This is a genomic window from Paraburkholderia sp. MM6662-R1, from assembly GCF_050436245.1.
Classification (GTDB): Bacteria; Pseudomonadota; Gammaproteobacteria; order Burkholderiales; family Burkholderiaceae; genus Paraburkholderia; species Paraburkholderia tuberum.
Genome location: NZ_JBNDLV010000003.1, coordinates 414727 through 440459, shown reverse-complemented (window position 1 = coordinate 440459; position 25733 = coordinate 414727). Strand labels below are relative to the sequence as shown.

At 61.4% G+C, this 25733-nt stretch carries 23 protein-coding genes and 6 pseudogenes; 19 read left to right on the top strand and 10 right to left on the bottom strand.

What is annotated here, in order from left to right; all coding sequences use genetic code 11:
- Positions 1 to 219: 219 nt before the first annotated feature.
- Positions 220 to 1278 (bottom strand): porin, encoded by a 1059-nt coding sequence (locus tag OKW39_RS24620; protein ID WP_429563917.1) that lies wholly within the window; start codon positions 1276 to 1278, stop codon positions 220 to 222.
- Between the two features lie 391 nt (positions 1279 to 1669).
- On the opposite strand from OKW39_RS24620, the pseudogene OKW39_RS24615 reads away from it, so the two are divergent.
- From OKW39_RS24615 to OKW39_RS24540, 16 genes and pseudogenes are all read left to right on the top strand, one after another.
- Positions 1670 to 2031 (top strand): annotated as a pseudogene (locus OKW39_RS24615) (ISNCY family transposase); the annotation flags it as partial.
- 224 nt (positions 2032 to 2255) lie between these two features.
- Positions 2256 to 2987, top strand: coding sequence for a phosphonate metabolism transcriptional regulator PhnF (gene phnF, locus OKW39_RS24610; RefSeq protein WP_429332118.1), 732 nt, complete (start codon positions 2256 to 2258; stop codon positions 2985 to 2987).
- 120 nt (positions 2988 to 3107) lie between these two features.
- The gene (gene phnG / locus OKW39_RS24605; protein ID WP_429332117.1) at positions 3108 to 3584 is read left to right on the top strand and encodes a phosphonate C-P lyase system protein PhnG; all 477 of its coding nucleotides are present in this window, start codon (positions 3108 to 3110) and stop codon (positions 3582 to 3584) included.
- Complete coding sequence (gene phnH / locus OKW39_RS24600) at positions 3577 to 4152, top strand: phosphonate C-P lyase system protein PhnH (protein WP_429359900.1); 576 nt, start codon at positions 3577 to 3579, stop codon at positions 4150 to 4152. The genes phnG and phnH overlap by 8 nt, the downstream gene beginning before the upstream one ends.
- Positions 4152 to 5282, top strand: a complete 1131-nt coding sequence (locus OKW39_RS24595; protein ID WP_429563916.1) for a carbon-phosphorus lyase complex subunit PhnI — start codon at positions 4152 to 4154, stop codon at positions 5280 to 5282. Before phnH ends, OKW39_RS24595 begins: the two co-directional genes overlap by 1 nt.
- Positions 5279 to 6199 carry an alpha-D-ribose 1-methylphosphonate 5-phosphate C-P-lyase PhnJ gene (locus OKW39_RS24590; protein ID WP_429563915.1) on the top strand — a complete coding sequence of 307 codons (921 nt, stop codon included), beginning with the start codon at positions 5279 to 5281 and terminating at the stop codon, positions 6197 to 6199. The genes OKW39_RS24595 and OKW39_RS24590 overlap by 4 nt, the downstream gene beginning before the upstream one ends.
- The gene (locus tag OKW39_RS24585) at positions 6196 to 7026 is read left to right on the top strand and encodes an ATP-binding cassette domain-containing protein (protein WP_429332113.1); all 831 of its coding nucleotides are present in this window, start codon (positions 6196 to 6198) and stop codon (positions 7024 to 7026) included. Before OKW39_RS24590 ends, OKW39_RS24585 begins: the two co-directional genes overlap by 4 nt.
- 9 nt (positions 7027 to 7035) lie before the next feature.
- Positions 7036 to 7758 (top strand): phosphonate C-P lyase system protein PhnL, encoded by a 723-nt coding sequence (phnL, locus tag OKW39_RS24580; RefSeq protein WP_429332112.1) that lies wholly within the window; start codon positions 7036 to 7038, stop codon positions 7756 to 7758.
- Positions 7755 to 8909 (top strand): alpha-D-ribose 1-methylphosphonate 5-triphosphate diphosphatase, encoded by a 1155-nt coding sequence (locus tag OKW39_RS24575; protein ID WP_429563914.1) that lies wholly within the window; start codon positions 7755 to 7757, stop codon positions 8907 to 8909. The genes phnL and OKW39_RS24575 overlap by 4 nt, the downstream gene beginning before the upstream one ends.
- A gap of 10 nt (positions 8910 to 8919) precedes the next feature.
- Positions 8920 to 9477, top strand: coding sequence for a phosphonate metabolism protein/1,5-bisphosphokinase (PRPP-forming) PhnN (gene phnN, locus OKW39_RS24570; RefSeq protein WP_429332110.1), 558 nt, complete (start codon positions 8920 to 8922; stop codon positions 9475 to 9477).
- Positions 9474 to 10127, top strand: a complete 654-nt coding sequence (locus OKW39_RS24565; protein WP_429563913.1) for an MBL fold metallo-hydrolase — start codon at positions 9474 to 9476, stop codon at positions 10125 to 10127. The genes phnN and OKW39_RS24565 overlap by 4 nt, the downstream gene beginning before the upstream one ends.
- A complete protein-coding gene (locus OKW39_RS24560) occupies positions 10124 to 10279 on the top strand; it encodes a hypothetical protein (protein WP_429332108.1) in 156 nt (51 codons plus the stop codon). Before OKW39_RS24565 ends, OKW39_RS24560 begins: the two co-directional genes overlap by 4 nt.
- Positions 10280 to 10372: 93 nt before the next feature.
- Positions 10373 to 11818, top strand: a complete 1446-nt coding sequence (locus OKW39_RS24555) for an MFS transporter (protein ID WP_429359910.1) — start codon at positions 10373 to 10375, stop codon at positions 11816 to 11818.
- A gap of 308 nt (positions 11819 to 12126) precedes the next feature.
- Entirely contained in the window at positions 12127 to 12258 is a 132-nt protein-coding gene (locus tag OKW39_RS24550; RefSeq protein ID WP_429332106.1) for a hypothetical protein, read from the top strand.
- 187 nt (positions 12259 to 12445) lie between these two features.
- On the top strand, positions 12446 to 13576 hold the full coding sequence (locus OKW39_RS24545; RefSeq protein ID WP_090812607.1) for an IS110 family transposase: 1131 nt from the start codon (positions 12446 to 12448) through the stop codon (positions 13574 to 13576).
- Positions 13577 to 13873: 297 nt separating this feature from the next.
- Positions 13874 to 14483 (top strand): annotated as a pseudogene (locus OKW39_RS24540) (IS5 family transposase); the annotation flags it as partial.
- Positions 14484 to 14490: 7 nt separating this feature from the next.
- Here the strand turns inward: OKW39_RS24540 and OKW39_RS24535 are convergent.
- The 7 genes and pseudogenes from OKW39_RS24535 to OKW39_RS24505 form a co-directional block, all read right to left on the bottom strand.
- Positions 14491 to 15138: pseudogene (locus OKW39_RS24535) on the bottom strand (transposase); the annotation flags it as partial.
- Positions 15074 to 15942: pseudogene (locus OKW39_RS24530) on the bottom strand (tyrosine-type recombinase/integrase). The pseudogenes OKW39_RS24535 and OKW39_RS24530, both read right to left, overlap by 65 nt.
- 202 nt (positions 15943 to 16144) lie before the next feature.
- Entirely contained in the window at positions 16145 to 17401 is a 1257-nt protein-coding gene (locus tag OKW39_RS24525; protein WP_429563912.1) for an adenylate/guanylate cyclase domain-containing protein, read from the bottom strand.
- Positions 17402 to 17520: 119 nt separating this feature from the next.
- Entirely contained in the window at positions 17521 to 19116 is a 1596-nt protein-coding gene (gene tnpC, locus OKW39_RS24520) for an IS66 family transposase (protein WP_429562207.1), read from the bottom strand.
- A 92-nt stretch (positions 19117 to 19208) separates the two neighbouring features.
- Positions 19209 to 19565: an IS66 family insertion sequence element accessory protein TnpB gene (gene tnpB / locus OKW39_RS24515; protein ID WP_165572787.1), complete on the bottom strand. Its 357-nt coding sequence runs from the start codon at positions 19563 to 19565 to the stop codon at positions 19209 to 19211.
- On the bottom strand, positions 19562 to 20017 hold the full coding sequence (gene tnpA / locus OKW39_RS24510; RefSeq protein ID WP_429354897.1) for an IS66-like element accessory protein TnpA: 456 nt from the start codon (positions 20015 to 20017) through the stop codon (positions 19562 to 19564). The genes tnpB and tnpA overlap by 4 nt, the downstream gene beginning before the upstream one ends.
- An 81-nt stretch (positions 20018 to 20098) precedes the next feature.
- A complete protein-coding gene (locus OKW39_RS24505; RefSeq protein WP_429563911.1) occupies positions 20099 to 20464 on the bottom strand; it encodes a hypothetical protein in 366 nt (121 codons plus the stop codon).
- A 586-nt stretch (positions 20465 to 21050) separates the two neighbouring features.
- On the opposite strand from OKW39_RS24505, the gene OKW39_RS24500 reads away from it, so the two are divergent.
- The 3 genes and pseudogenes from OKW39_RS24500 to OKW39_RS24490 form a co-directional block, all read left to right on the top strand.
- Positions 21051 to 21323: a hypothetical protein gene (locus OKW39_RS24500; RefSeq protein ID WP_429359912.1), complete on the top strand. Its 273-nt coding sequence runs from the start codon at positions 21051 to 21053 to the stop codon at positions 21321 to 21323.
- A 209-nt stretch (positions 21324 to 21532) separates the two neighbouring features.
- Positions 21533 to 21805, top strand: a pseudogene (locus OKW39_RS24495) (IS110 family transposase); the annotation flags it as partial.
- A 46-nt stretch (positions 21806 to 21851) separates the two neighbouring features.
- Positions 21852 to 22942: pseudogene (locus OKW39_RS24490) on the top strand (IS3 family transposase); the annotation flags it as partial.
- Positions 22943 to 22969: 27 nt separating this feature from the next.
- Here OKW39_RS24490 and OKW39_RS24485 read toward each other — a convergent pair.
- Positions 22970 to 25039, bottom strand: coding sequence for a recombinase family protein (locus tag OKW39_RS24485; protein WP_429563910.1), 2070 nt, complete (start codon positions 25037 to 25039; stop codon positions 22970 to 22972).
- Positions 25032 to 25223: a hypothetical protein gene (locus OKW39_RS24480; protein ID WP_027803874.1), complete on the bottom strand. Its 192-nt coding sequence runs from the start codon at positions 25221 to 25223 to the stop codon at positions 25032 to 25034. Before OKW39_RS24480 ends, OKW39_RS24485 begins: the two co-directional genes overlap by 8 nt.
- Between the last annotated feature and the right edge of the window lie 510 nt (positions 25224 to 25733).

The window sequence follows — 25733 nt, the reverse complement described above, 5'->3', positions numbered from 1 at the left end:
GGCGCTACATTTATTTATTACCGGCCGAGGACCGTGGTGCCACGAGGCGAGGGTACATCAAGCCTCGCTCGTCAACGAAGCTTGATCGCCCACTGCGCATGACCGCAAACGATGCACCAATGCAGTTGCGCATCGCATTGATGTCGAGGTCGCCCGGGCTCTCGAGGGCACGGCTATAGCCGAATGCCCGATGACCATTTCCGCATTTCCCAACAGGGTTCAGAACCGCATCTGCATGCCGATGCCGATAGCGGACACATGTTCATCGTACGTGGTGGGCGCGGGCAAGCCGCCGGGTGGGAAGATGGTCTGCTTCGCGACTCCGCGATTCCAGAGCTTCTTATAGAAGCCATAGAGCGAAGTGGTCTTCGAAAGATAATACGTATAGCTGACTGCGAATGAGCGCACGCTCCAGTTTTGCGAGCGGACCTGGTTCTCGTCGCTCAGTCCGCCGTACGCAAAGCCGAACATACCCACGGCCCCTGTCGGCACCGTGAAGCCCGCTTGCCATGCCTTGTCGGTAAATCCAGGATTGTTTCGCCGCAACTGATACGTGCCATACAGGGAAAGCCAGTCGAACCGGTATTTGACGCCAAACGCATGTTCCAGGGTGTTGGCGTCGCCACCGGGCGCCACGGTGAGACTGCGGCCCAGTCCGTAGCTGGCGACCAGGCCGCCATTCGCATACCACAGCGTGCCGATCTGATACTTCGTATTCGTGGCGGCGCCCTGGTTTGAGCCAAACGAGTAGCCCAGGGTCGCGCTGAGGCCATGCCAGGTGGGCGAGCTGTATTGCAGCGCATTGTCCTGGCGGGCGGGATCCTGCAGCGGGTTGAAGATCCACGGTCGCGGTTCCTCGCCGGTCATCGACCCCAGGACCGATCCTGCAGACATCAAGATCGGGTCGAACGTCGTGCCCCATACGTAGCCTGCCGTCTGCAAGCGCCCCCCCACGAGCGTTCCCCACTGGCTGTCGATGCCGACATACGCCTGGCGGCCAAACTCCCGACCGCCCTGCCCGAGCGTTCCATTGTTAATGTTGAAGCCGCTTTCAAGAACTGCAATTGCAGTCACGCCGCCGCCAAGATCCTCCTTGGCGCGAATGCCCCATCGTGATCCGCCCAGTCCGCCCGAATTGAGGCTGCTCACGCTTGTTGCGGAGTTCTTGAAGTAACCGTAAAACACGTCAGCAACGCCGTAAAGCGTGACGCTCGACTGAGCGTGCGCTACGCACGGCAGCAAGACACCCAGCATGCATTCAGCAATTCTCTTGTGCACTTCCGTCTCCTGTCTTTTGATCTCTGGGTTGCAGGTGCCTTTCATTCCTTGCGAAATCGTGCAGCCTCCGCCCTTCAGGTGTCATCGAACTTGCATTTTATTTTGAATTTTTACCAGTAGGCATTACTGGTGTCGGCGTCAACGCGGGCATTCGCGTCTTGTCGAGAATGGATGCTCGAAATACAAGGCCGGTGGCGATGTGCAGCATGTCAACCTCTTCCTGCGGCTGGCGACGCCCGCGTCTGGTCAAACCGTAGAATTTGGCTTTGGACTCTTGAGCCCCGGTATTACATTGCGGCTTGACGACTCGTCGCTGGCTGCCTAACCAACCGGAACAGCGACCAGCCAAGACCTCAAAAGTGCGTCACGCCCTCGCCGGGCGTGGCCGTGTGGCCCCGCGATGTACGAACTGAACGTCGACCTGGTGCGCCAACAGCAGCTCGGCCAAGGGGCGCGTCGAGCGCGCGCATTTAACGCTGCAAGATCGCCTGGTCAAAGAGCTGCAGCTGCGCGGCATCGCCACGGTACGCGGATGCCAATGCGTACGCCCCCTCTTTCATCGCCGCCTACAACACGCGTTTTGCCAAGGCGCCCAAGAGCGCGTTCGATGCGCATCGGTCGCTGCGCGCCGACGAGGACCTGGACCTGCTGCTCACCTGGCGTGAGTCGCGCAAGGTGACCAAGGCGCTCACGGTCCAATACGACCGCGTGATTTATCTGCTCGGGGACATAGTGGAGAACCGAAAGCTCGTTTGGGTGACCGCCCGGGGAAATCCGAGAATAAACGCGGAATCGACGTCATTACCAACTCCCTTCTGGCAGCTTTGCTACCGAACATCCTCTCCAGAACGGCGATCTCTGTATAACGAGATGGATTTAAAGTCGTCAGCTGGCTCCGACAAGCTGCCATCCCTCCTCACATATCTGTCACAGACTCTTTGTAGGATTCGGTTATCCACTTATCTAGATAACCGCATATGAGCTTGTACGCTGTCAGTCGAGAGCAGGGCGAATCCTTGTATGCCCAGATCGCACGGCAACTGGAACAGGAGATCGTCAATCTCTACGCACCGGGCGACTACCTGCCATCCGAGGGCGAGCTTGCTTCGCGCTTTGGGGTGAACCGGCACACGCTCCGTCGCGCCATCGACGAGTTGGTCGATGCCGGCCTGGTGGAGCGCCGCCATGGCCGCGGCATCCTGGTGCTCGACAACCAGATCGACTACCAGATCGGTAAGTCCACCCGCTTTACCGAAAACCTGAACGCTCAAGGTTTGCAGGCCGGAAACCGCATCCTTCGCAAGCAGACCTTGCCTGCCAGTATGCGCGTTGCCGAACGCCTTGCCATATTGGAAGGCGAGCCCGTGCATTGGCTGGAGACGTTACGAAGCGTGGACGGCAAGCCGATGTGTGTCATTTCGCATTTTTTGCCAGTACATCCCTTCCCCGATCTGCTGGTCCGATATCAAGGCGACTCGCTTCACGCTTTTCTGAGCGCAGAGTACGGCTGCCGGCTCCGCCGCGTTGATAGCGCCGTGACCGCAGTGCTGCCCCAAGGGGACGATGCGCAAATCCTTGGCATGCCGCAAAACCGACCGGTCTTGCGGGTCAAGAGCGTGAACGTGGATGAGCGCGACAACCACCCGATCGAGTATGTGATTACCCGATTCCGCGCAGATCGCGTTCAGTTGCGTATTCCGCTGCTGTAACGGCAGCAGGGCACTGCCGCGCCTGAAGTTCTGGCCACCGGTGCCCTTGCGATCTGCCAGGAAACCTAACGGATTTTTTTTATATTTATCCAGCCATATGGATATTCTGAAGGACTGCTCATGAAGACAATGGGGACGCAGCCTGCGCGCGGCGACTGGATGCGCTACTGGACGAACGTTCCGGTAGAGCGCATTCGCGTACTCGCGCATCGCATCTGTGAGCAATTCCAGGTGGAAGACCTGGAAATCCCGCAATCCGGCCTCGCGTTGGTGCCGCTCACCGACGCTGCCCTGGGCGAGACCTATTACCTCGGCGAGATTCCGCTCGCCAAGGCGCATGTGCGCCTGACCGACCCACAAGGCGGCACCGCCGAAGGCGCGGCGATCGTGATGGATGACCGTACCAGCCTGATTCGTGCGCTCGCGATTCTCGACGCGGTAACGGCAGCCGCGTGGCCGGGACATGACGCCGCGCTGGAGCTGCTTCGCGAAGGCGAGCGGAGCGTCGAAGCAACCGCAGCCGACCGCAAGAAGTTGCTGGCGGCAACGCGCGTGGACTTCGCGTTGCTCGCCGCGCAGGAGGACGATGATGAATGAGCTGCAGACGCGTATCGTCTCGCACCCGGCCGACTGGACCCCGCCGGTTCAGCAACGCGCCTTTCGCCGCATCCTGGACGCATTTTCCTATCCGGGCCGAATCAGCGAACTGCAGACACAGGCCGCGCATGTGCTGCCCCTCGTGCTTGCCACGCTGGCCGATCCAGCAACGACGCTGGCCGATCCTTGCGAGCTGGTTGATGCCGCAGACCTTCAGCGACTCGGTGCAAAGTCAGCCAGTGCAGATCAGGCCCAATTCGTCGTGATGCCGGGCAGAAAAGTACCCGCTGTCGAGCTTGCATGCGGCACGCTCGACAGCCCCGAGAACGGCGCAACACTCCTACTGGTGGCGGACGAGATCACGCAAGGTTCCGGGCTTGTCCTCAGCGGTCCCGGCATTCAAAGCAGCATTTCGCTGCAGATGTCGGGTGTCGACCCGCTTTGGTGGAAGCTGCGCAAGCGCTGGAACAGCGCCTTCCCGCTCGGCGTCGATATGGTGCTGCTGGACGAGCGCAGCGTAGTCGCGCTGCCGCGCACGATCAAGGTTGCCGTAGAAGGAGGCCGATAATGGGTTATGTGGCTATCAAGGGCGGCGGCCGGGCAATCCAGGGCACTGAACGTGTCGTCGACGCGCTGCGCACGGCCGAGGGCGAACACGGCACGCCGCTGACGCTGCAGACGATCGAACATCAACTTCGCTCCCTGACCTCGCGGGTGGTGTCGGAAGGCGGTCTGTATCACCCGCGGCTCGCCGCGCTCGCGATCAAGCAGATGCAGGGCGATACGCTCGAGGCAGCGTTCGCGCTGCGTGGCTATCGATCGACCAAGCCTCGATTGCTCGAGGCGCCCGTACAGCATACGGGCGAAATGCGCGTGATCCGCCGTATTTCCAGCGCGTTCAAGGACATTCCGGGCGGTCAGATGCTCGGCCCAACCAACGACTACGCGCTGCGCCTGATGCGCCTCGACCTCGCCAACGAATCGCCGGAAGCATTCCGTTCGGTTGCACGGACGTTCCTCGACTCGATCGACGAAAGCGATCTGCCCGACACCTTCCCGAAGGTCGTCGATGCGCTGCGCGCGGAGGGGCTGCTGCCGACGCTCCAACCATCGCAGGGGGAGCCGTTCGATGTCACGCGTGATCCGCTGATTTTCCCGGTGTCGCGTTCCGCCGCGCTCGCGACGATGGCGCGCGCCGAAACCGGCTCACTGCTCGCGATCGCGTACTCGAACATGCGCGGCTATGGCGATGTTCACCCGACGGTGGCCGAACTGCGCGTGGGCTATGTGCCTGTGCGGATTCCGCATCCGGTCACGGGCGAACTGGTCGAAGCCGGCGAGGTCCTGATGACCGAGTGCGAGATGGTGGCGATGTACGAGGACGACGACGGCGGCGGCCCACCTGTCTTCACCCTCGGCTATGGCGCATGTTTCGGCCACAACGAAGTCAAGGCAATCTCGATGGCCGTGCTTGACCGCTCGCTGCAGAACGGCATGCGTAACGGTCCGACCAATCCGTCGGAGGATCCCGAGTTCGTGCTGCTGCATATCGACGGTGTGGATTCGATGGGTTTCGCGAGTCACTACAAGATGCCGCATTACGTCACGTTCCAGTCGGACATGGATCGGCTGCGCACGACCCAGGGAAAGGCTGCGGGCAAGCAGACCGAACAGGATGTACAAGGAGTCGAGCTATGAACGACCTCTACGAATTGCCGCTCGACGAGGCGGGTTACAACTTTGGCTTTCTCGATGAGTACGCGAAGCGCGAGATCCGCCGCGCGGTGATCAAGGCGATCTGCGTACCCGGCTACCAGACGCCGTATGCCTCGCGCGAAATGCCGATGGGTCGCGGTTTCGGGACGGGCGGTCTGCAGCTCACGCTGTCCCTCGTCGGTCCGGACGATACGCTCAAGGTGATCGACCAGGGTTCCGATGACTCGGTCAACGCGGTCAATTTGCGTCACTTCGTCGAACTCACCTGCGAGGGCGTACAGACCACCGAGCACACCAGCGAAGCTACGCTGATCCAGTCTCGCCACCGGATTCCCGAAACCGCGTTGACGGAGCAGCAGATTCTCGTTTTGCAGGTGCCATACCCCGATCCACTGGTCGTGGTGGAACCGTCCGAAGCGCGTCGCAAGACCATGCATGGCGAAGGCGACTATTCGCGGCTGCTGACGAAGCTGTACGAAGACCTCGTGCAGTTCGACGAGATCACGATCTCGCATCGCTATCCGACGCGCATCAACGGCCATTACGTGATCGACGCGAGCCCGATCCCGCGCTACGACGTGCGGCAGCTGAACAGGTCGGCCGCGCTCGTGCTGCTCGGTGCGGGCCGCGAAAAGAAGATCTACGCAGTGCCGCCCTATACGAGCGCGGATCCGCTCGCGTTCGACGACGTGCCGTTCCGTACGGAGGACTTCCACGATGAGCACGGTAAGCGCCGCGCCTGCGCGCGTTGCGGCTCGACCGGGAGCTTTCTCGACGAGATCATCGGAGACGACGGCGACAAGCTGTACCAATGCTCCGATTCGGACTATTGCAACGACTATCGCGCCGGCCGCACTGATGAGAAGGCCACGGCAACGACTGAAGGAGCTGCCCAGTGAGCCCCATTCTTCAAGTGCGCGGTTTGACCAAGATTCACGGCGCAGGCTGCGAGCGCTGCATCGAGAGCACCGGACCGGAACAGGACACCAACATCTGCGCGCATTGCGGTTCGGTGGTGGCTGCCCACGACGTCAGTTTCGACCTGCGGCCGGGCGAGATCCTCGGCATCATGGGTGAGTCGGGCTCGGGCAAGTCGACCGTCGTCAAAACGCTGTATTTCGATGAAAAGCCGACCGCGGGTACGGCGTGTTTCTTCGATGAAGACAATGACTGGAACCTGTTCGCAGCGAATGCCGCCGAACAGCGCTGGTTACGCAACCACCGTTTCGGCATGGTGTACCAGAATCCGCACCTCGGCCTGAACTTCAATGTGTCGGCGGGCGGGAACATCGCCGAGCGCCTCTTGATGAACGACGTGACGCTATTCGGCGAGATCCGGCAACGCGCACGCGAGCTGCTCTCGCGCACCGAAGTACTGCCGGAGCGCATGGACGAGTCGCCGAAGAAGTTTTCTGGCGGCATGCAACAGCGCGTGCAGATCGCGAAAGCACTCGCGACCCGTCCGCCGCTACTGTTCCTCGATGAAGTGACCACCGGCCTCGATCTGTCGGTGCAGGCGCGCATCCTCGACCTGATCCTCGAAATCCAGCAGGAACTCGGCACGGCGATGATCGCCGTCACGCACGATCTCGGCGTGATCCGCTTGCTGGCGGGCCGCACGATCGTGATGAAGTATGGCCGCATCATCGAGTCGGGTTTGACCGACCAGATCCTCGAAGACCCGCAGCATGCGTACACGCAGCGGCTCGTGGCCTCCGCACTCTGAGGTAAACCGATGTCCGCGATCCTGACCGTTAAAAACCTGAGCAAGCATTTCACGCTGCACGATCAGCGCAAGACCATCCCGTCCTGTGCGAACGTCTCGTTTGCCGTTGAGCCCGGTGCCCTGTCCGCGCTGATCGGCCCGACCGGTGCGGGCAAATCGTCGGTGCTCAAATGCATCTACCGTAGTTATCTGCCGAGCGCTGGAAGCGTGCTGTTCCGTACTGAAGCGGGTGAGACCGTCGATCTCGCGCAGGCGTCGGAGCACGACGTGCTCGCGCTGCGCAAGCACCAGATCGGCTTCGTCACGCAGTTCCTGCACTGCCTGCCGCGCAAGGCCGCTGTCGATGTCGTGGCCGAGCCTCTGCTCGTGCGCGGCGCGACGCGTGCCGAAGCGCGCGACAACGCGCGTGGACTGCTCGATGCGCTGAACGTGCCCGAGCGTCTTTGGGAAGTGCCGCCTGCGACCTTCTCGGGTGGTGAAAAGCAGCGCGTCAACCTCGCGCGTGGCCTGGTCGCTCGCCCGCGCCTGCTACTGCTCGACGAGCCGACCGCAAGCCTCGATCCTCGCACCACCGGCAAGATCGTGGAAATCCTGCAGGCGATCAAGGCGGAAGGTGTGGCGATGCTCGCCATCTTCCACCACCCGGACCTGGTAGCACGCCTTGCCGACCATGTAATCGAACTGGCGCCGCCGGTTGTCCCGCCCTCTCTTTCGGAAGCAATAACGCAATGAGCCGCCAACTTCTGACGAACGCAACCGTCGTTCTCGCCGACGAAGTGCGCGAGCGACTTGCCGTGCTCATCGAGGACGGCAAAATCGCGGCACTCGACCCCGAGCATACGGCCGGAGCGACCGTGATCGATCTGGAAGACCATATGCTGATTCCGGGAATGATCGACCTGCACTGCGACTCGCTGGAAAAAGAGGCCGAACCCCGTCCGGGCGTGTATTTTCCGTTCGACTTCGCCTGCGCGCAGGCGGACAAACGCAACGCGTCTGCCGGCATCACCACGGTATTTCATGCGCTGTCTTTTGCGAATCGCGAGTTCGGCGTGCGCAACAACGAAACGGCAGCCGGACTTGGCCGCTCGATTCTCGCGTGGCAAGCGCATGCGCTGATCGATAACAGATTCCATGCACGCTTCGAGGTGACTGATGTCACCGCGCCACCAGTTCTGACGTCCCTGATGGACGAAGGCGTGATCGACCTGATCTCGTTCATGGATCACAGCCCGGGCCAGGGTCAGTTTCGCGACGTGGAGTCGTTCCGCAACTATCTTGCGAACGCCTACAAGGCTGACGATGCCACGCTCGACGAAATCATGAAACAGAAGCGAGAAGCTGCCAAAGGCGCGCTCGAGCGCATGCAGCAACTCGCTGCGCTGGCACGCGCGAGGGGTGTCGCGATTGCAAGCCACGACGACGATTCGGCCGCCAAGGTCGACGTGGTGCGCGAACTCGGTGCGACGATCTCCGAGTTCCCGATCAACCTCGAAACGGCCCAGGCCGCGAGGGGCCACGGCATTGCCACGCTGTTCCGCGCGCCGAACATCCTGCGCGGCAAGTCGCAGTCGGGCAACATGCGCGCGCTCGATGCCGTGCTAGCAGGCGTCGCGGACTGCCTGTGCGGCGACTACTCGCCAGCCTCGTTGCTGCCGGCCACGTTCAGGCTGCCGGAGGTCGCAGACGTTTCGCTCGCGCACGCGATAACTCTCGTGACGCGCAATCCTGCGCGCGCAGCCGGGCTAAGCGACCGCGGTGAGATCGCGGTGGGACAGCGTGCCGATCTGGTTGCAGTCCAGCGCATAGGCGGCCTGCCGCATGCCGACCAGGTGTGGTCTCGCGGCAAGCTCGTACTCGGCGCGAGCCGCGTGCATCACTGAGGCCGCTTCGATGTCAGGCAAGCTAATCCACGTGAGCGGCCCATCCGGCAGCGGCAAGGACAGTCTGTTGCGCTATGCGCGCGAACAGCTGTCCGGCCACGCCGCGATCTGCTTTGCTCATCGCTACATCACGCGCGCAGCAGACGCCGGTGGCGAAAACCACGTCGCCCTGAGCCCGGAAGAGTTCGCGGCACGTAGCGGTTCGGACCTGTTCGCGCTGAACTGGGCGAGCAACGGGCTGCAATACGGCATCGGGGCCGAGATCGACCACTGGCTGGACAAGGGTCTCACCGTCGTGATGAACGGGTCGCGCGAATATCTGCCGCAGGCGCGCGCACGCTACCCGTACCTCGTGCCGGTGGAAATCGCAGTACCGCAGGCGGTACTGCGTGAACGCCTTCTGGCGCGTGGCCGCGAAACGGTCGAGCAGGTCGAGCAGCGCCTGCAGCGCAACGACCTGCTCGCGCAGTTGTCCGGCAAAGCGGAAATCATCCGTAATGACGGCGATCTCGAACAGGCGGGGGAGGCACTGGTTTCGCTGATTCTCCGTTACGCGGAGCAAACATGATGCGCGTTACCTTCCTCGGCACCGGAGCGGCAGGCGGCGTACCGCTTTACGGCTGCAACTGCCCGGCGTGTACACAAGCGCGACATGTGCCCGCTTGCGTCCGTCGTCCCTGCAGCGCTCTGCTCGAAACGGACACCACCCGCGTTTTGCTCGATGCCGGGCTGATGGACCTGTCCGAACGCTTTCCGCCCAGCAGTCTCGACGCGATCGTACTCACGCATTTCCGCCCCGATCACGTGCAGGGATTGTTCCATCTGCGCTGGGGCTTCGGGAAACCCATGCCGACCTGGGCTCCGCCAGACAGCAACGGTTGCGCCGATCTGTATCGCAACCCGGGCCTGCTCGCATTCAATCAGGCGGAAAAATTCGGATCTTTCGAGATTGGTGGCCTGAAATTCACGGCGTTGCCGCTGATCCATTCCAAACCAACGTTCGGCTATGCGATCGAAGGGCTGAATGGCGAACGCTTTGCCTATCTGACCGACACGATCGGGTTGCCATCTTCGACGCTGGACTGGCTGCGAACATGGGGACGGTTCTCGCTCGCACTCGACTGCTCGTTCCCCCGAGGGCTCAGCCGGCCAATCACAACGACTGGGATACCGCCTGTGCGCTGGTCGAGCAACTGCGGCCAGTGCGTACCTGGATGACTCATGCATCCCATACGCTCGATGCGTGGCTACTGGAGCAATCGGAAAACATCATGCCGGAAGGCGTTCTGATCGCTTATGACGGCATGGTCCACGTGCTACGCGCTGATTCGGGCAATGTACCGCCGTCCGAGGGGGCGCGCCATGGCTAATTAACCGCGCGGTATGACTCGAATGTGTCTGAAATATTTCATTTTAGTTAGTATGACGAATAGAGAATCGAATCAGGAAAGGAGCATATCGACATGACTTCCCGAACCACCATCAAGACCGACGTCTTAACCCGGCTCGATCACATGCCGTGGACCCGCTTTCACAGTCTGCTGACGGTCGCGCTGGGAATGGGCTGGACGCTTGACTCGTTTGAAACCAATATCATCGGTAGCGTGTTCGGCACGATCAAGGCGCTTTGGCACCTTGATGCGGCCCAAAGCTCGCTGGCCGTGAGCGTATGGGTGCTCGGCATTCTGGTCGGCGCGGTCGCATTCGGCTACCTCGCGGATCGCTTCGGCCGCAAACGCCTGTTCCTGGCTACGCTCCTCTGGTATGCCGCGTTCAGCGTGGCAACCATCTTCGCGTGGAACTACGACTCCTTCCTTTTGTTCCGCGCACTGACCGCGCTTGCCGTGGGCGGCGAATACTCTGCCGTGACGGCCACCATGGGCGAATTCATTCCGCGCCGCAATCGCGGACGTACCGACGCGCTGATCCTGTCTGGTTTTCCGCTCGGTGCCGTGTTGTCGGCCATTGTTTCGTACTACGCGCTCAATCTGCTGCCACCCGACATCGCGTGGCGCGTTGGTTTTGGCCTGGGTACCACGATGGCGCTGATTTTCTTCTGGATTCGCCGCGTGATCCCCGAATCGCCGCGCTGGCTTCTGCAGCAAGGGCGCGTGACCGAAGCCGAAGCGATCGTCGACGAGATTGCCGCGTATGCAAAGGGCGCCGGAATCGCAGCGGCAACCGAAGCGCAGAAACGCTATGAACCCACCGCGATCGTGCCTGCACACCCGACGTTCTGGCGTAACGTGAGTGAACTGGTTGGCCGCTATCGCGGTCCGTGCAGCCTTGCCAGTGCGCTGAACTTCTCGCAGGCCGTCGTTGTATATGGCGTACTGTCGTTGATGGCGCTCGTGATTCTGCCGTACATGAAAGTGCCGGCCGCCGCGATGCCGATCTACTACGTTTACGGCAACGTAGCAGCTTTGCTCGGTGGCCTGCTTGCATCTCGTGTGCTCGAGTCGTGGGGGCGCCGCTCATCTCTCTTCACGAGCTACACGTTCACCGTGCTTGCGATTCTGGTGGTCTACTTTGCGCAAACGCTGCCTTCCATGGTGTTCGGTTACTGCCTGATCCAGTTTGGCGTGACGTGGGGCTATATCTCGGCTTACGTGGTTTCGGCTGAAATCCTGCCGACACGGCTACGCGCTTCGGGTTTGGGCGTATCCGTTGCTTTCGGTCGAGTGGGCGCAATGATTACGCCGCTGCTACTGACGAGTGCTTTTAGCACGACGGGCACACCTTCCGCACCGTTGCTCGTGCTGCTCGCACTTGCTCTGCCCGGTCCGGTGGCCGCCGCGATCTGGTGGGTCAAAGGACGCGAAACCCGGAATATTTCGCTGGAGGAAGGTAGCGATGATGCGTTGACGGAAGCCACAGTGCAGCAAAAATTCCGAACGCGCGAAGCATAGACAGACGCTTGGAGAGTCAAGGGGCTGCAGAGTAATCTCTGCTGCCCTTTTTTATTTTGGCTTCGGAATGGCTGTCGAGTTGCAGATTCCACCGGTCGAATGCTCCGCTCGCCCGCGCAAATGACTCCCGGCGCGCGCCCGATCGAGATTGCTTAACCGTAAGCGCTCTATTGAGCACACGAATGTGCAGTGGGCTATTGTGGGGAAGCGTCAACGGTTCTGATCTGATGGACGACTCCCGCTAAGCGGCGAAAGGATTTATGCCAAAGTGCAGAAGTCGTGACGTCCACGGCAAAGGAGCGTTCATCATGAACATAGCGACTATTGAACTGGATCTGGCCAAGAATGTTTTGCAGCTTCACGCCGTGGATCCGCAAGGCCACATGGTTGTGCAAGCAGTTGAGACGCACGGATGTACTCCGGTATTTCGCAACGCTTGACCCGAACATTCGATCCCGCGAGCCTGCAAGGTAGAAGGAACTTCCGATCAAAACCTGGTAGGCAGTATGACTTCCTGCGGGACAGAGGCTGGCCTGCCGCAACGGAATCAAACGCGGGTTAGCATTGCTGTCAGAGCCGCACGGTGCGGACGTGCCGCACCCGGCGATTTCCGACGCGGAGGCCAGCATGGAGCACGATAGCACTCTTTACGTGGGTCTTGATGTTCATAAGGATTCGATCACGGTCGCCTATGCCATTGGTTCGGGCGAGGTTGAACTGCTCGGCAAGATCGGTACTACACAGGCCGACGTGGAACGGTTGTGCAAGAGACTGCAATCTAAAGCGCGATGCGTCAGCATCGTCTACGAAGCCGGTCCGTGCGGATATGGGCTTTACCGGCAGCTTGTCCAGAAAGAATTCCAGTGCATGGTCTGCGCGCCCTCGCTGATTCCCCGCAAGCCAGGTGAGCACATCAAGACTGACAGACGTGATGCCGTCAAGCTCGTCCGATCGCTGCGTGCCGGCGACCTGTCGGCCGTATACGTCCCCAGCATCGACGATGAAGCATTCCGGGATCTGGCCCGCGCATGGGTGATTGCCAAGGACGACCTCAAGCGTGCACGGCAACGGGTAAAAGCCTTTCTGCTGTCGCACGGCGTGCGCTACACCGGCTCTGCCGACTGGGGGCCGGCGCACCGACGCTGGCTGAGCGCATACAGCTTCGACAGTGCGTGGCAGCAGTTTGCGTTTGAAGAGCTACGTCGCGCGATCGAAGACCGGCTCGCCCAATGTGACCGGCTGGAGTCCGCGCTGCGTGAGGCAGTCGTCAACTGGCGCTTCTATCCCGCCGTCCTGGGCCTGCAGGCAATGCGCGGTGTCCAGTTCACCACGGCAGTGGGCATGCTCGCCGAGCTGGGCGATCTCTCACGCTTCGTGCACCCACGCCAGTTGATGGCGTGGCTGGGGGTGACGCCGTCCGAGCACTCATCGGGCGGCAAGCGTCGTCAGGGCAGCATCACTAAAAGCGGCAACAGTTATGCAAGAAAGCTGCTAGTTGAAGCTGCATGGAGCTATCGCCACCCTGCGCGTGTGAGCCCCGATATTCAGCGTCGTCACGAAGGTCTGCCTAAACCGATTGTAGATCGAGCCTGGGACGCACAGGTGCGCTTGTGCCGACGCTATCGCAAACTCGTCGCGCGCGGCAAGCAGAAGAATATCGCCGTAGTCGCAGTTGCCCGTGAACTCAGCGGATTCATCTGGGACATCTGCCGGCTCTCCTTGTCGCTGGCCATACCGCGCGAGACACAGATGCCATGATGTACAGCAATGCCCTGCGTCTGCATCCACCGTAACGACACGTGCAGGAGTTTCCTGAAGGCGGCGTAGCCCGGCACACGAGTAACCCGCGACCAGGGTAGGCAACGGATCTCATCCGAATTGCGGTGGTAGGTAGCGGAAGGCTCATTGGGCGGACATCTGTAATGCGGTAGCCAATCCGCGGATATCAGCTTGATCCACCGTCGAGATTTACTGCTACGTCGCCCTCAGGAAATTCAAACATCGAAAACACAGAACCGATCATATTGACACGAGAAGTCATATCACCCTGGAGGGATGACAAGAGAGAAACGTAAAGCCTACCCGACAGACGTGTCAGACGAAGAATGGAGATTCGTAGCAGCGTATCTGACGTTGATGGATGAGAGTGCAGCGCAAATACGAGTTGCGCGAGATGTTCAATGCGTTGCGCTGGATGGCTCGCGCTGGGGCTGCGTGGCGAATGCTGCCGACCAACTTTCCGCCGCGGGAACTGGTGTACCAGCAGACGCAGCGATGGCTGGCGGCCGGCTGTTTCGAGTGCATGGTGAGTGGTCTTCGTTCGATCATCCGTGTCGCGCAGGGGCGGCAGGGGCAGCCCAGCGCGGTGATCCTTGATGGCCGTACGATGCAATCGACATGTGAGAGCGGTCCACGCGGAGGATATGACGGCTACAAGCGCAAGGGTGGCAGCAAGGTGCATATGGCGGTCGACACGCTGGGTCAGTTGCTCGCCGTACACGTGACACCGGCCAACGAGCAGGAGCGCGCACAGGTGGCAGAACTGGCACGCCAGGTGCAGCAGGCAACGGGAGAAACCGTGAAAGTGGCCTTCGCCGATCAGGGTTACACGGGCGAAGCCCCTGCGCAGGCCGCGCGCGGTGCGGCGCGCATCAAGCAGGTTGTCGCCTCACTCATGCAGCCAGAGGCTGTTTATTTGCGCCGATCGACGCCATCTCAACGACTGAGTCACGTTCGGGGTTAAGCTTCACGGCACCAACCGGTGTCCAGTTGCGCGTGTGACGCGACCAGCGGGCCGGATTGCACGCGCGCGCCTTCGCGTACAGTGCGTGACGTGCCACGAGAAGCGCACGATCGTCACCGGCATGACGCTGCGCAGGTGTCACGTAGCGGATGCCGCTATGACGATGCTCGAAGTTGTACCACTGCACGAAGCCGGCAGCCCAGGTGCGAGCAGCGTTCAGGTCCTCGAAGCCTGTGACCGGAAACTCCGGCCGGTACTTCGCGGTTCGGAACAGCGCCTCGGCGTAGGCGTTGTCGTCGCTGACACGGGGGCGCGAGTACGACGGCTTGACACCCAGCCAGTGGAGCATCGCCAGCACGGTCGTGGCCTTGAGCGTCGCACCGTTATCGCCGTGCAGCACCGGCCGGGTCTCAAGGACGGCAATGCCTTCGGAGAGCGCCGTACGACGCACGAGATGAGCAGCGTGTTCGGCCGCGTCGCTGTCGTGCACCTCCCAGCCGACAATCTTGCGGCTATACAGGTCCAGGATCATGTACAGGTGGAACCATCGACCTGTTACCGTTGCCGGCAGAAACGAGTGCGGTGGTCTCGAGCTGGCGGTGCCCGAGCAGGACCTGGATCAGGCGGATATCGACCTTCTGTTCGAGCAGGTGAGTCGCAAAGCTGTGACGCAGCGTGTGCATGGACACGCGCTTGTCGATGTTCGCGGCCTCGGCGGCGGCATGGATGGCGCGGTTCAGTCCCTCGGGGTCAGCGGGTCGACGGGATCCATCCCCGGGAACAGCCATCCGCCCTTGAGCATGCGACCCTGCGCGTGGGCCACGCGCCACCAGACACGCAGGCGTTCGAGCAGGACCGGCGAGAGCATCGCGTAGCGGTCCCGGCGGCCCTTGCCCTGCTCGATACGCAGCGTCATGCGCTGGCTGTCAACGTCGCCGACCTTCAGCGCCACCACTTCACTGGCGCGCAGGCCGGTGCCGTAGGCGACCGACAGCGCGGTCTGGTGCTTCAGGTTGCCGGCGGCGGCGATCAGGCGGCCCACTTCGTCGGGGCTGAGCACGACCGGTAGCGTGCGGGGCACGCGCACCGGCTGCATCTTCGCCATCAGCTCGGGCTGGTGGAGCGTGATCTCGAAGAAGAACTTCAGTCCGGTGATGGCGGCATTCAGCGACACGGGCGAGATGCCGTGGTCGACCAGATGCAGCTGGTAGCGCCGCAGGTCCTCGACCGTGGCGGTGTCGGGCCGGCGCCCGAGAAAAGCGGCGAACTGACGGACCACGCGGACATAACCGGCTTGCGTCTTCGGTGCGAGCTTGCGCATGCGCATGTCGTCGATCAGGCGCTGGCGCAGCGGACTGATATCCTGGCTGGTGTGAGTCATGGCTCTGCTCCCGTTGAACGACGAGGCGGATTGCCTCGCCCTTCAACATGAAAACAGAGTCGGTTTCCTCTCCGGGACCACTAACGTTGGCCGGAGCCCCTTACCGCGCGAGCGGTTTCGTCCTTCGCGGTAATACGGGACCTTCGGTTCGGATGTGTCAAGCGACACTACGCGGTCTGTGAGCGTGGCGCCGCGGGCGTGGTCAGGCCCGAGGCATCTGCGCCGCCTTGGACAGCACACGGACGGGCACCAGATCATCGCGGCCTCTCAGGCGTGCGGCAAGCTGCGGCAGGCCTGCGGCCGGAACGCCGGCATGCTGGAAGACCTGTTCTGAGACGATCGCCTCGCAAGCGATCTCCTTTGTCAACTGCTCAAGTCTCGAGGCCACATTCAACGGGTCACCAATTGCAGTGAATGTGACGTGCTCGCGAAAACCAATCTCACCCATTACCGCCGCGCCGCAATGCAATCCGATCCCAAAGCGAATTTTCGTTTGCAGCTGCTGCTCGAGCATAGCGCTGAGCTCGTCAATATTGGCCGCCACCAGCGGCACTGCGCTGAGAGCCTGACGACAGGCGGTCGACGGCTCGCTGCTTAAGCCAAATATCGCGAGCACTGCGTCCCCCAGGAACTGATTTGGCAGGCCGCCCGCCTGGACTACGGCAGAGCTGACCGCACTCAGGAAGCGGCTGGCCAAGAATATGGTGTCGAACGGTAACTGTGCCGCCGCAAGCCTCGTGGAATCCCGCATATCCACGAACATGAACGCCGCGAATCGCTCTTGCGGCATAACGTCCCGCTGGCGCCGCTGCAAGAAGGCCGTCGATGCTGCGGGAGGCACCATTGGCCACACGGAGAGGTCATGGGCCGGTCGCAATTGGCAGGCGAGGCGCACTGTCTGCGGATCAGCCCCCAGTCGCTCCAGAACGCGACGCTCCGCTTCGGCAGGCGCGGGCAGCGGAACATCGCTGAGCACGCGTACCCGGCACAACGTGCATCGGGCGCGCCCACCACACATGCTGGCATGCGGAACACCGGCCATGCGGCTAGTCTCAAGTACCGAAAATCCGCGCGGCGCAAATATTTTTCGCCCGTCCGGATACAGAACGCCGAGCCGCCCGACCTGGCGTTCCCGCACCGTGCGCACCAGCCGCGCGGCAAGCACCAGCAGCAGCGCACCGCCATCGAAGAGCAAAAAGTCATTGCGCAGTTCGGCGAGCCAAAGTTTTTGCGGTCCGGTTCCAACGATCGTCGGTCGTGTCGCCGCGGCGCGCCAGACAGGATCTCGCGCGAGCGCGATCACTTCCCGTCCGCCCTGTAAGAAGCCTAGAAGCGCGAGCACCGGGAGCAGGACGGCAGCGCTCAGCAGCAAGCTCCGCCACGCTCCGAACCATGGTTTCAATCGCAACCAAAACCAGATGCCGTAACACCCATGCAGCCAGGCGACCACCAACAGCATCAACTGCACACCGTAAGCGCACGATCCAGCACACGGAATTGACGTCCCTGGGTGGTGGGGAGATGGCGTCTCACGACAGCGCGTCGATTGGTGAAGTTCGCGCCAATGCGCTGGTCAAATCAAACGGGGTTGCGTGCTGCAGCCGTGAGCTTCGCGAAGTTGAAGGGCAGCAGGTCTGTGACATCGGCATCCGGTGCGCGTTGCGGCAATTCGGTCAGCACATGCACGAGATATGCGTAGGGTTCGACATTGCAGGCTCGACACGTGAGCATCAGGCTGTAAACGATTGCGCTCGCTTTCGCCCCGGCAACAGTGTCACTGAACAGCCATGAGGATCGGCCTGTACAGAATGGTCTGATGTCGCGCTCGATGACGTTGTTGTCGACGGCGGCACGCCCGTCGCTCACGTAGCGGCAGAGATACGTCCACTGGTTGCGTGTATATGAGATTGCCTTGCCCAGCAGGCTTTCTGGCAGAACCTGCGGCGCCTGTTCGTCCAGCCACTTTCTGAACGCTTCGAGTAGTGGCACGCTGTGCTGCTGGCGCAGCCGGTATGTGTAGTCAACGCGCGTCTCGCCTTCGGGCATATCGGCTTTGGCCAGCGCCTCGACCTGATACAGCGCCTTGAAGTATTCCAATGCCTGCCCGGCGCGGCCGCCGGGTTTTTTCATGCCCTTGAGCGCGTCGACGAAGGCCCGACGGGCGTGAGCCAGGCAGCCGAAGTGGGTTGGTCCTTCGAGCGTACGCCAGGCGGCGTATCCGTCCGTCATCAGCAGATCTTCATAGCCGGCGAGGAATGCCTGAGGATATTCCTGCCCCCGCCCCGGCTGATAGTCGAACAGTACGACCGGCTCCGCACAGTCTTCGGCACTGCGGTAGACCCACATATACGATGTGCTCTGCGCGGTCTTGCCGGGCTCCTTGAGCACCTGCACCGTTGTCTCGTCGCCATGGATCAACGGCTGCGACAGCAGCGTCTTGCGCAATGCCTCATAGAGCCGGCGGTAATGCAGTTCAGCGGGCCGGATGATCCAGTTTGCCAGCGTGCCACGTCCGACTTCGATGTCTGCGCGCGCCAGTGCGTGAGCCATCCGGTATAGCGGTGTCCCGTCGACATACTTGCCGGCAGTAACGGTGGCGATCATCGCCGCACTGGCATTGCTGCCCGGCAATGGCTGCGCTGGCATCGGTGCGGTGATCACCGGCGTGCGTTCGGCATGGCGTTCGCAGTGGCGGCACGCGTACTTGAAGCGCACGTGCTGCAGCACGGACGCCTTCACCTCGATATGCAACTGTTCGCTGACCTCTTCGCCCATGCGGTGAAGTGCGTGTGCGCAGCATGGACAGATCTTCTGCTCTTCGGGCAGGTCGTATTCGATGCGCTGACGTGGCAGGTGCGCCGGCAGTGGTTTGCGTCCGGGCCTGTTCCGTGCCGCCCCGGGTACATCTGGCAGGCCAGTATCGGGCAGCGCGAACGTGCCTTCGGCATCGCCGGCGTCATCGTCGTCGTGGTCGGTGGCGGCGATCTGTTCGGCCTCGTCGAAGACACGAGCCCCGAGCTTCTCGCTACTCGGCGCGAAGCGCTTGCTCTGCGCCAGGCGGAACTGCTCCTCCAACTGGGCAATCCGTTCGCCCAGCTGCCGGTTGCGTGCCTCGAGTTCACGGATATAGGCCTGGGCGACCGACGGCAATCGGGAGAAGTCGTCTTCGTTCATGCTCCCAGGATAGCGAATGATTGCGCGCGACGGGTTTACGGGAATTTGTAACCGTCCACCCGCCCGTTGTTTTTACTGGGAACGCCCGGCGTTCAGCTCGCGTGACGGTACCGCCGTGCCGGATGGCGGCGCACTGCGTCAACGTCAATGCCCTCAAGGAGCCAATGCAGCTGTTCGGTCGTCAACTCGATCACAGCCTGTTGCCGACGTGGCCAGACGAAGTGGTCCTGCTCGAGGCGCCGCAGCATCAGCCAGAAGCCGGTGCGCTCGTAGAACAGTAACTTGACCCGGTTGCGTCTGCGATTGTGGAAGGCAAACACGGCACGTGCAAATGGGTCGAGTTGCATGGACTGCTCGACCAGTGCCACGAGGCTATTGATACCGGCACGGAAATCGATCGGCTCACGATGCAGGAAGACCTTAATGTTCGCCTCGAACCGGAACATCATTGGGCTCTCAGTGCGGCAATCATCGCGCTCACCAGTGCGGCGTCGCGCCCTGAGCATTCGAGCTCAAGCTTTACACCGTTGGGCAATCTGGCCGACAGGCGCGCAGCTTGTGTCGCCGGTGGCGACAGATCTGCGCGATCCAGTTCAGGCGTCGGCTGCGCAACATGTGTCGTCGGCGCCGCGTCGTCGATCGCGACGACCGGCACGAAGGCCGACAACCCGACAGCAGTGTTGAATCTCGCGGAGGAAGTCGACTGTTCGCGCAGCCGAACCCATTTGCGCAACTGGTTGGCGTTCACCCCAGCCTTCAGGGCGAGGCCAGACAGCGATGCGCCTGGCTGCAGGCAGGCGTCGACCAGTCGTCGCTTGTCTGACGGGTGGAAACTGCGCTTGCCGCCGACACCAACGCGTGTCACCCGCAAGGGCAAAAAGGTCAGGTCATTCTCGGTCATGGATTGCGTCCGCAAGTTTGGGTTGCGGACGCAATCGTGGACCTTCTCAAAGGCAGAAGCTAGGTGCGTGAAAACTAGCGCTTACTGCACACCGCCAAAGAACGGTGAATCGATCCAGAACGAGTACAGTTCCTGCGCGTAGCCCTTGTTCAGGCCGAACTCGGCAAAGGCGACCCGCGTATTCGCAAGATGGTTGGCTAGCAGCGGCGGTATGCACAAGCCGAGAACGAGTTGCGCAACCTCGCCCGGAGTCCAGTGCAGCGAGCGCCGTTCGTACAAAGCCCACAGACCCAGGAAGAAATGCGTCACGAGCGCGCTGTACAGCACGACCGTTCCAAGCCATCCCTGCCAGACGTACTTCTGCACAAGCAGATCACGCTCCAGCCATGCGAGCGAGATATTCCCCAGCGCGTGATTCAGGAGATGCGTGCCTACGTAGGTGAACATCACCAGTCCGGTAGTCAGCCGGACCGATCGCACACCCGCCGGCCGCAACCATCGTAGGTAGGGAACGTGTGACATGCTCTAGCTCCTCGCGTCACGATGCGCGCCAGTTCTTGCCCGCCGAGCGATTACACTCGCGAATCGCTTTCCTCTGCAGTGCAGGCAGCAGCGTGAGCGCCTGTTAGTGCACAGTCGAATGGTCCATTGATCGACCCTGTATAGATAGTCCGTTCCGCTTTCACTGATACTGGTAGCACTGGCAGCTTGCTGCCAGCGCAAGCGGAACATGCACCCGCGGGGCTACGAATATCTCGACCCAAACGCCTGGACGTTTGCGGCTTTAGCTCCAAGTCCGCAGGTGCGCTTGCGCTCGTCAACGAATACTCAGGGTTCGCCGTCGCACCGGCTCACTATATTGGCTTCGCAGAGCGCAAGCATGCATGTCCCTGCCAGACAATCTATCACTTGCAGAGGTTCACATGTCGCCTCTATCGGATCAGCAGTTTGCAGCGTATGTAGGCATCGACTGGGCGGATACGAAACACGATATCTGCCTGCAGGCTGCCGACGACACCAGTCGAGAGTTCAGTTGTGTTCCCATCAGGTCGCATGCATTGATGAGTGGGCAAATGGATTGCATCAGCGCTTTGACGGGATGATCGCAGTTGCCCTCGAGCTGGCAAGGGGACCAATAGTTTCCGCGCTTCAGAAGTATGATTTCCTGGTCCTCTTTCCGTTTAATCCATCGACGCTCGCAAAATACCGCGAGGCGTTCAAACCGAGTCGGGCCAAAGACGATCCCACCGATGCCAAACTGGCACTCGATCTGCTGCTTTGCATCCCGAGCGGTTCGCTCCGCTGAGGCCGCAAAGCGCGGGTATGCGTTGTCTGATGAGCCTGATCGATCAGCGCCGTGAAATGGTCGGCGACAAGACGCGATTCACTAGTCAGTATGACTCCGCGAGGTAGAGGCTGGCCCGCCGCGAGGACTCAAACGCGGGTTAGTATTTCTGCCAGAGCCGCACGGTGTGGACAGGGCCACACCCGGCGATATCCATCACGGAGGCCAGCGTGGAAAAAGATATCACACTGTACGTAGGGCTCGACGTTCACAAGGATTCGATCACGGTTGCCTATGCGCTGGGCACAGGCGAGGTCGAACTGCTCGGCAAGATTGGCACGACGAAGACGGATATTGATCGGCTGTGTACGCGCCTGCAATCGAAGGCGCGGCACATCCGCATCGTCTACGAGGCGGGCCCGTGCGGCTATGGACTTTATCGTCAGCTCGTGCAGAAGGGATTCGACTGCCTGGTGTGCGCGCCGTTGAGCTTGCCCCCGAAAAACGAATCCCTTGCTGAGCAGGTAAACTCACGCAAGGAGAAGAACGATGACAGGCAAGGCAAAGCGGGCACAGTACACGCTCGAATTCAAGCTGGAAGCGGTGCGACTGGTCAAGGCCGGGCAAAGCATGGCAGCAGTGGCGGCGACACTGGGTGTGGTTGAACAGACGCTGTACAACTGGGTGAAGGCTGAGCGGGAAGGCAAGCTGGCGGGAGCTGGGACAAGGCCAGTAAGCCCGGAACAGATGGAGCTGGCCCGGCTGCGTGCGGAGGTAGCTCGCCTGAAGATGGAGCGAGATATTTTAAAAAAAGCCGCTGCGTACTTCGCCAGGGAATCGATGTGAAGTACGCATTCATTGAGCGCAATCGACGCCACTGGTCGGTCTCGGTGCTGTGCGAAGTGCTGGAGGTCAGCCCCAGCGGATATCATCAGCGCCGGCAACGCGCCGCGCAGGGCAGGCCGCACCGAAGCCGCGTGAGCGACGATGCACTGCTCGCAAACATCAAGGCGATTCACGCGCAGGTCAAGGGCGAGTACGGCTGGCCGCGCATGTGGAAGGAACTGCTCGCGCGTGGCGTGCGCGTGGGCAAGGAGCGGGTTCGCAAGCTGATGGCGCAGCATGGCATTCGCGCTCGCCACAAGCGCAAGTACATCGCAACGACGAACTCGAACCACGATTTGCCGGTGGCGCCGAATCTGCTGGAGCGCAATTTCACCGCCACTGCACCGAACCAGGTCTGGACGAGCGATATCACCTATCTGGCGACAGCCGAGGGGTGGGTGTACCTCGCGGTCATCATCGACCTGTTCAGCCGGCAGGTGGTGGGCTGGTCGATGCAGCCGCACATGAAGGCTGAGCTGGTCACGGACGCACTGCGTATGGCGTGGTTCCGGCGCCACCCGGAAGCCGGCGTAATCGTGCACAGCGACCGGGGTAGCCAGTATTGCAGCGGCCTGTTCCAGGACACGTTGAAGGCCTATGGCATGAGTTCGTCGATGAGCCGACGCGGCGATTGCTGGGATAACGCGCCGACCGAAAGTCTGTGGGGTTCGCTGAAGGTAGCACGCATGCATGGCCGGCACTTCGCCACGCGGCGTGCCGCAATGGATGAGGTGATTGACTGGCTGGGCTTTTACAAGTGCGTTTCATACTGCCCAACCTCGCTATGTTGTTGATAAATCTAGAGAGCCCTGTTGTGTCGTTGGTATTGTGGGGTGTCCACGCCGTGCGCGAGCCCGTTCGACGAGTTCGGTAACTGCGTCCCCGGTTAACGAATTGCGATTGAAGATCCATGGCCCGTTGGGTAACGGATGTTCGGCTGGGATCTTGTTGCGCTCAACTGCGAGCCTGAGCGTTCCGGGGCTCACACCGATGAACGCCGATGCCTCGGTCAACGTCATCCATCCTTCAGCAGCACGTCGTTCGCTCGAATAGACCGGGATCTGATGGTGGCTGCGCAACGCGGTGACTCGCTCCTGGGTCCAGAAGTTACCCCGGCCGGTTCGCAGGTCATTGCGATTGAGTACGCCGGCGATCACCAGATCCGGACAGACACGGACGAGCTGGCGCACGGCATCAATTGCTTCACGTGACGTATGCGTAGTGTTCTCTCCGCGGCGCCGCCGCGGTACGCGAATCTCGGTATGTACTCCGCCCTTCCAGTGAATGACGAGCACGATTTCGCTCGTTGCGTCGTCAACGTCAACGACGACTTCGTGGATCAGGGTGCGCACTATGCGCTTCTTCAGGCGGGCGTCGGCCTGCGGCCAGATCGATTCCAATGCAGTGGCAAGATCGGCAAACTCCTCTGGCTGGATAGGCGGTATCTGGCCGGATGTGCCCGACTGTTGCTCGATACGCGATTCCAGTTCCTCTACGCGTAGTAGCGCATGATTCCAGCGCCGCTCCAGTTCGTCGGCGACAAGCCGGTTCTCGGGGTCAGCAGCATCGTACTGTTTCTGCGCGCGTTGCGCGGCGTAGCGTGCAGCCTGAAGATCCCGCTGCAACGCGGCCAGCACTTCGTCCTGCTTCAGGGTCTCTTCTTCGCGCGCCACGATTGCTGCCTCAATTGCCGCCGGTTGAACGACCTGCAAGACCGCCTCGGCGATGGCCGCGTCCGCGCGTGTGCCACCGAACGCAATACAACGCGGTTGCCCCTTGTCCATCCAGCCGCGATGACAGCTATAGCGCAAGGCGTCGTGCCTGTTACCCGTGTAGTGTAGCGTCAGCTTGCTCGCGCAGCGCCTGCAGCGCAACAGTCCCGCCAGCAGAGCCTCACCGTTCTTCGGGGCGCCAGCGTGTCCGGCCAGACGCAGGTTGCCGCTAATGGCACACTGGATCCGTTCGAATTCGTCCCAGTCAACGTACCCTTCGTGGGCATTCGGAATGAGCGCAAGCCACTGATCCCGTGGTTTGCGGCGATCACGTTTGCGTGGTTCCCCAGCCTCGTAATGGATCGCGCATTCGGTCTTGCCATAGGCATACGTGCCACCGTAGATCGGGTTGGTCAGGATCCGGTACAGCGTGCCGTAGCTCGGCCGTTTCCATTGGATTTCGCCGCGCGGCATGCATGCCGGCAACTGCAGGCCGTGCTCCAGGAACCATAACAACGTCTGACGCACCGAACCAATCGCGCCGAACTGGCGGAATACCGAGCGGATGGCGTCCTGCACGCGCAAATCCGGATCCTTCTCCAGGCGCTGGTCTTCGGTCTTGCAGTAACCCACCGGCGCCGCGACAATGAGTTCGCCGCGTTTGGCCTTCTCCCGACGAGCTTCGAGCGAACGCTGACGCAACAGATCCAGCTCGTATTCGTTCAGGCTGCCCTTCAAGCCGAGCAGCAAACGATCGTTGCTCTGCCGCGGTGAGTAGACGGTCTCCTGATCGACGAGCACCGTGTCGACGACGCGGCACACCTCAACCAGTTGCTGCCACTCGCGACTGTTGCGCGCGAATCGTGAAACCTCGCGAGCGGCAACTGCGCCGACGTGCCCAAGACAGACCTCTGCGACCATCCGTTCGAAGCCCGTGCGCGTTTGCGTTCCGGCCGCAGAGCGTCCCAGATCCTCGTCGATCACCTCGATCTCGTTCCAGCCCAACTGATGCAGACGATCCTGCATCGCATACTGCAGCTTCTGGCTCTCCAGATTGTGGCTGACCTGATAGGCCGACGACTGGCGCACGTACAGCATGGCCTTGCGCGCCAGATGCTGCGCCCGAATCTTGTCACTCATCGCGCACCTCCGGCTCGTGTACGGCGGCGAGCAACCCGCGACGCTGTTGCCGCAGCAGTTGCGCCAGCAAACGCACCGTCTGCTGCCGGACCTCCTGCGGCAGGTGCGCCCATTGTGGTGTCTTCGGAAAGGGACGGAACAGGTCGAGTTGACCGCCCGGTTGGGGGTTTGTCTGGCGTCGCATCAGCACCTCCTGTACGGAGCAAAGGATGGTGCTCGGCTTGTACCATACCGCGCGGCGTGGCAGCAGGCGCCTGCGCCAGCAGGTACTTCAGTTCCCTCAATGCTTCACAGCTGACGGCGGGAGACGTTGCCGAGGTAATGCGACAGCAGGCAACGGGATCGAACATCCATTGCGGCACCTCCAGCAAGCCTGCCGTGTCGAACGGCTCTCGCCCACAGCGCAGCACTGACTCGGCGTTCTTCCTCTCTATCGTGGTGAAAATCCATACCGTGTGCCCGTACCACGGATGCCAGCGGTAGAGAACCTCCTTTGATTCGCTGATATGGGCGTTGTGTTGACGGCTTGTACAATGCACGCCGGTTACACTCGACACTCGACTACGTCAGTCCCATGACATTCGAGAAAAACTGGTTCGCAGCCCAGCAAGGCGAGGCTGCGTAATTTCCTCGGTTAAGGGATTCGCCAAACAGGGGCAAGGTCATCCTCGAAGACCTTCACATTCGGACGATC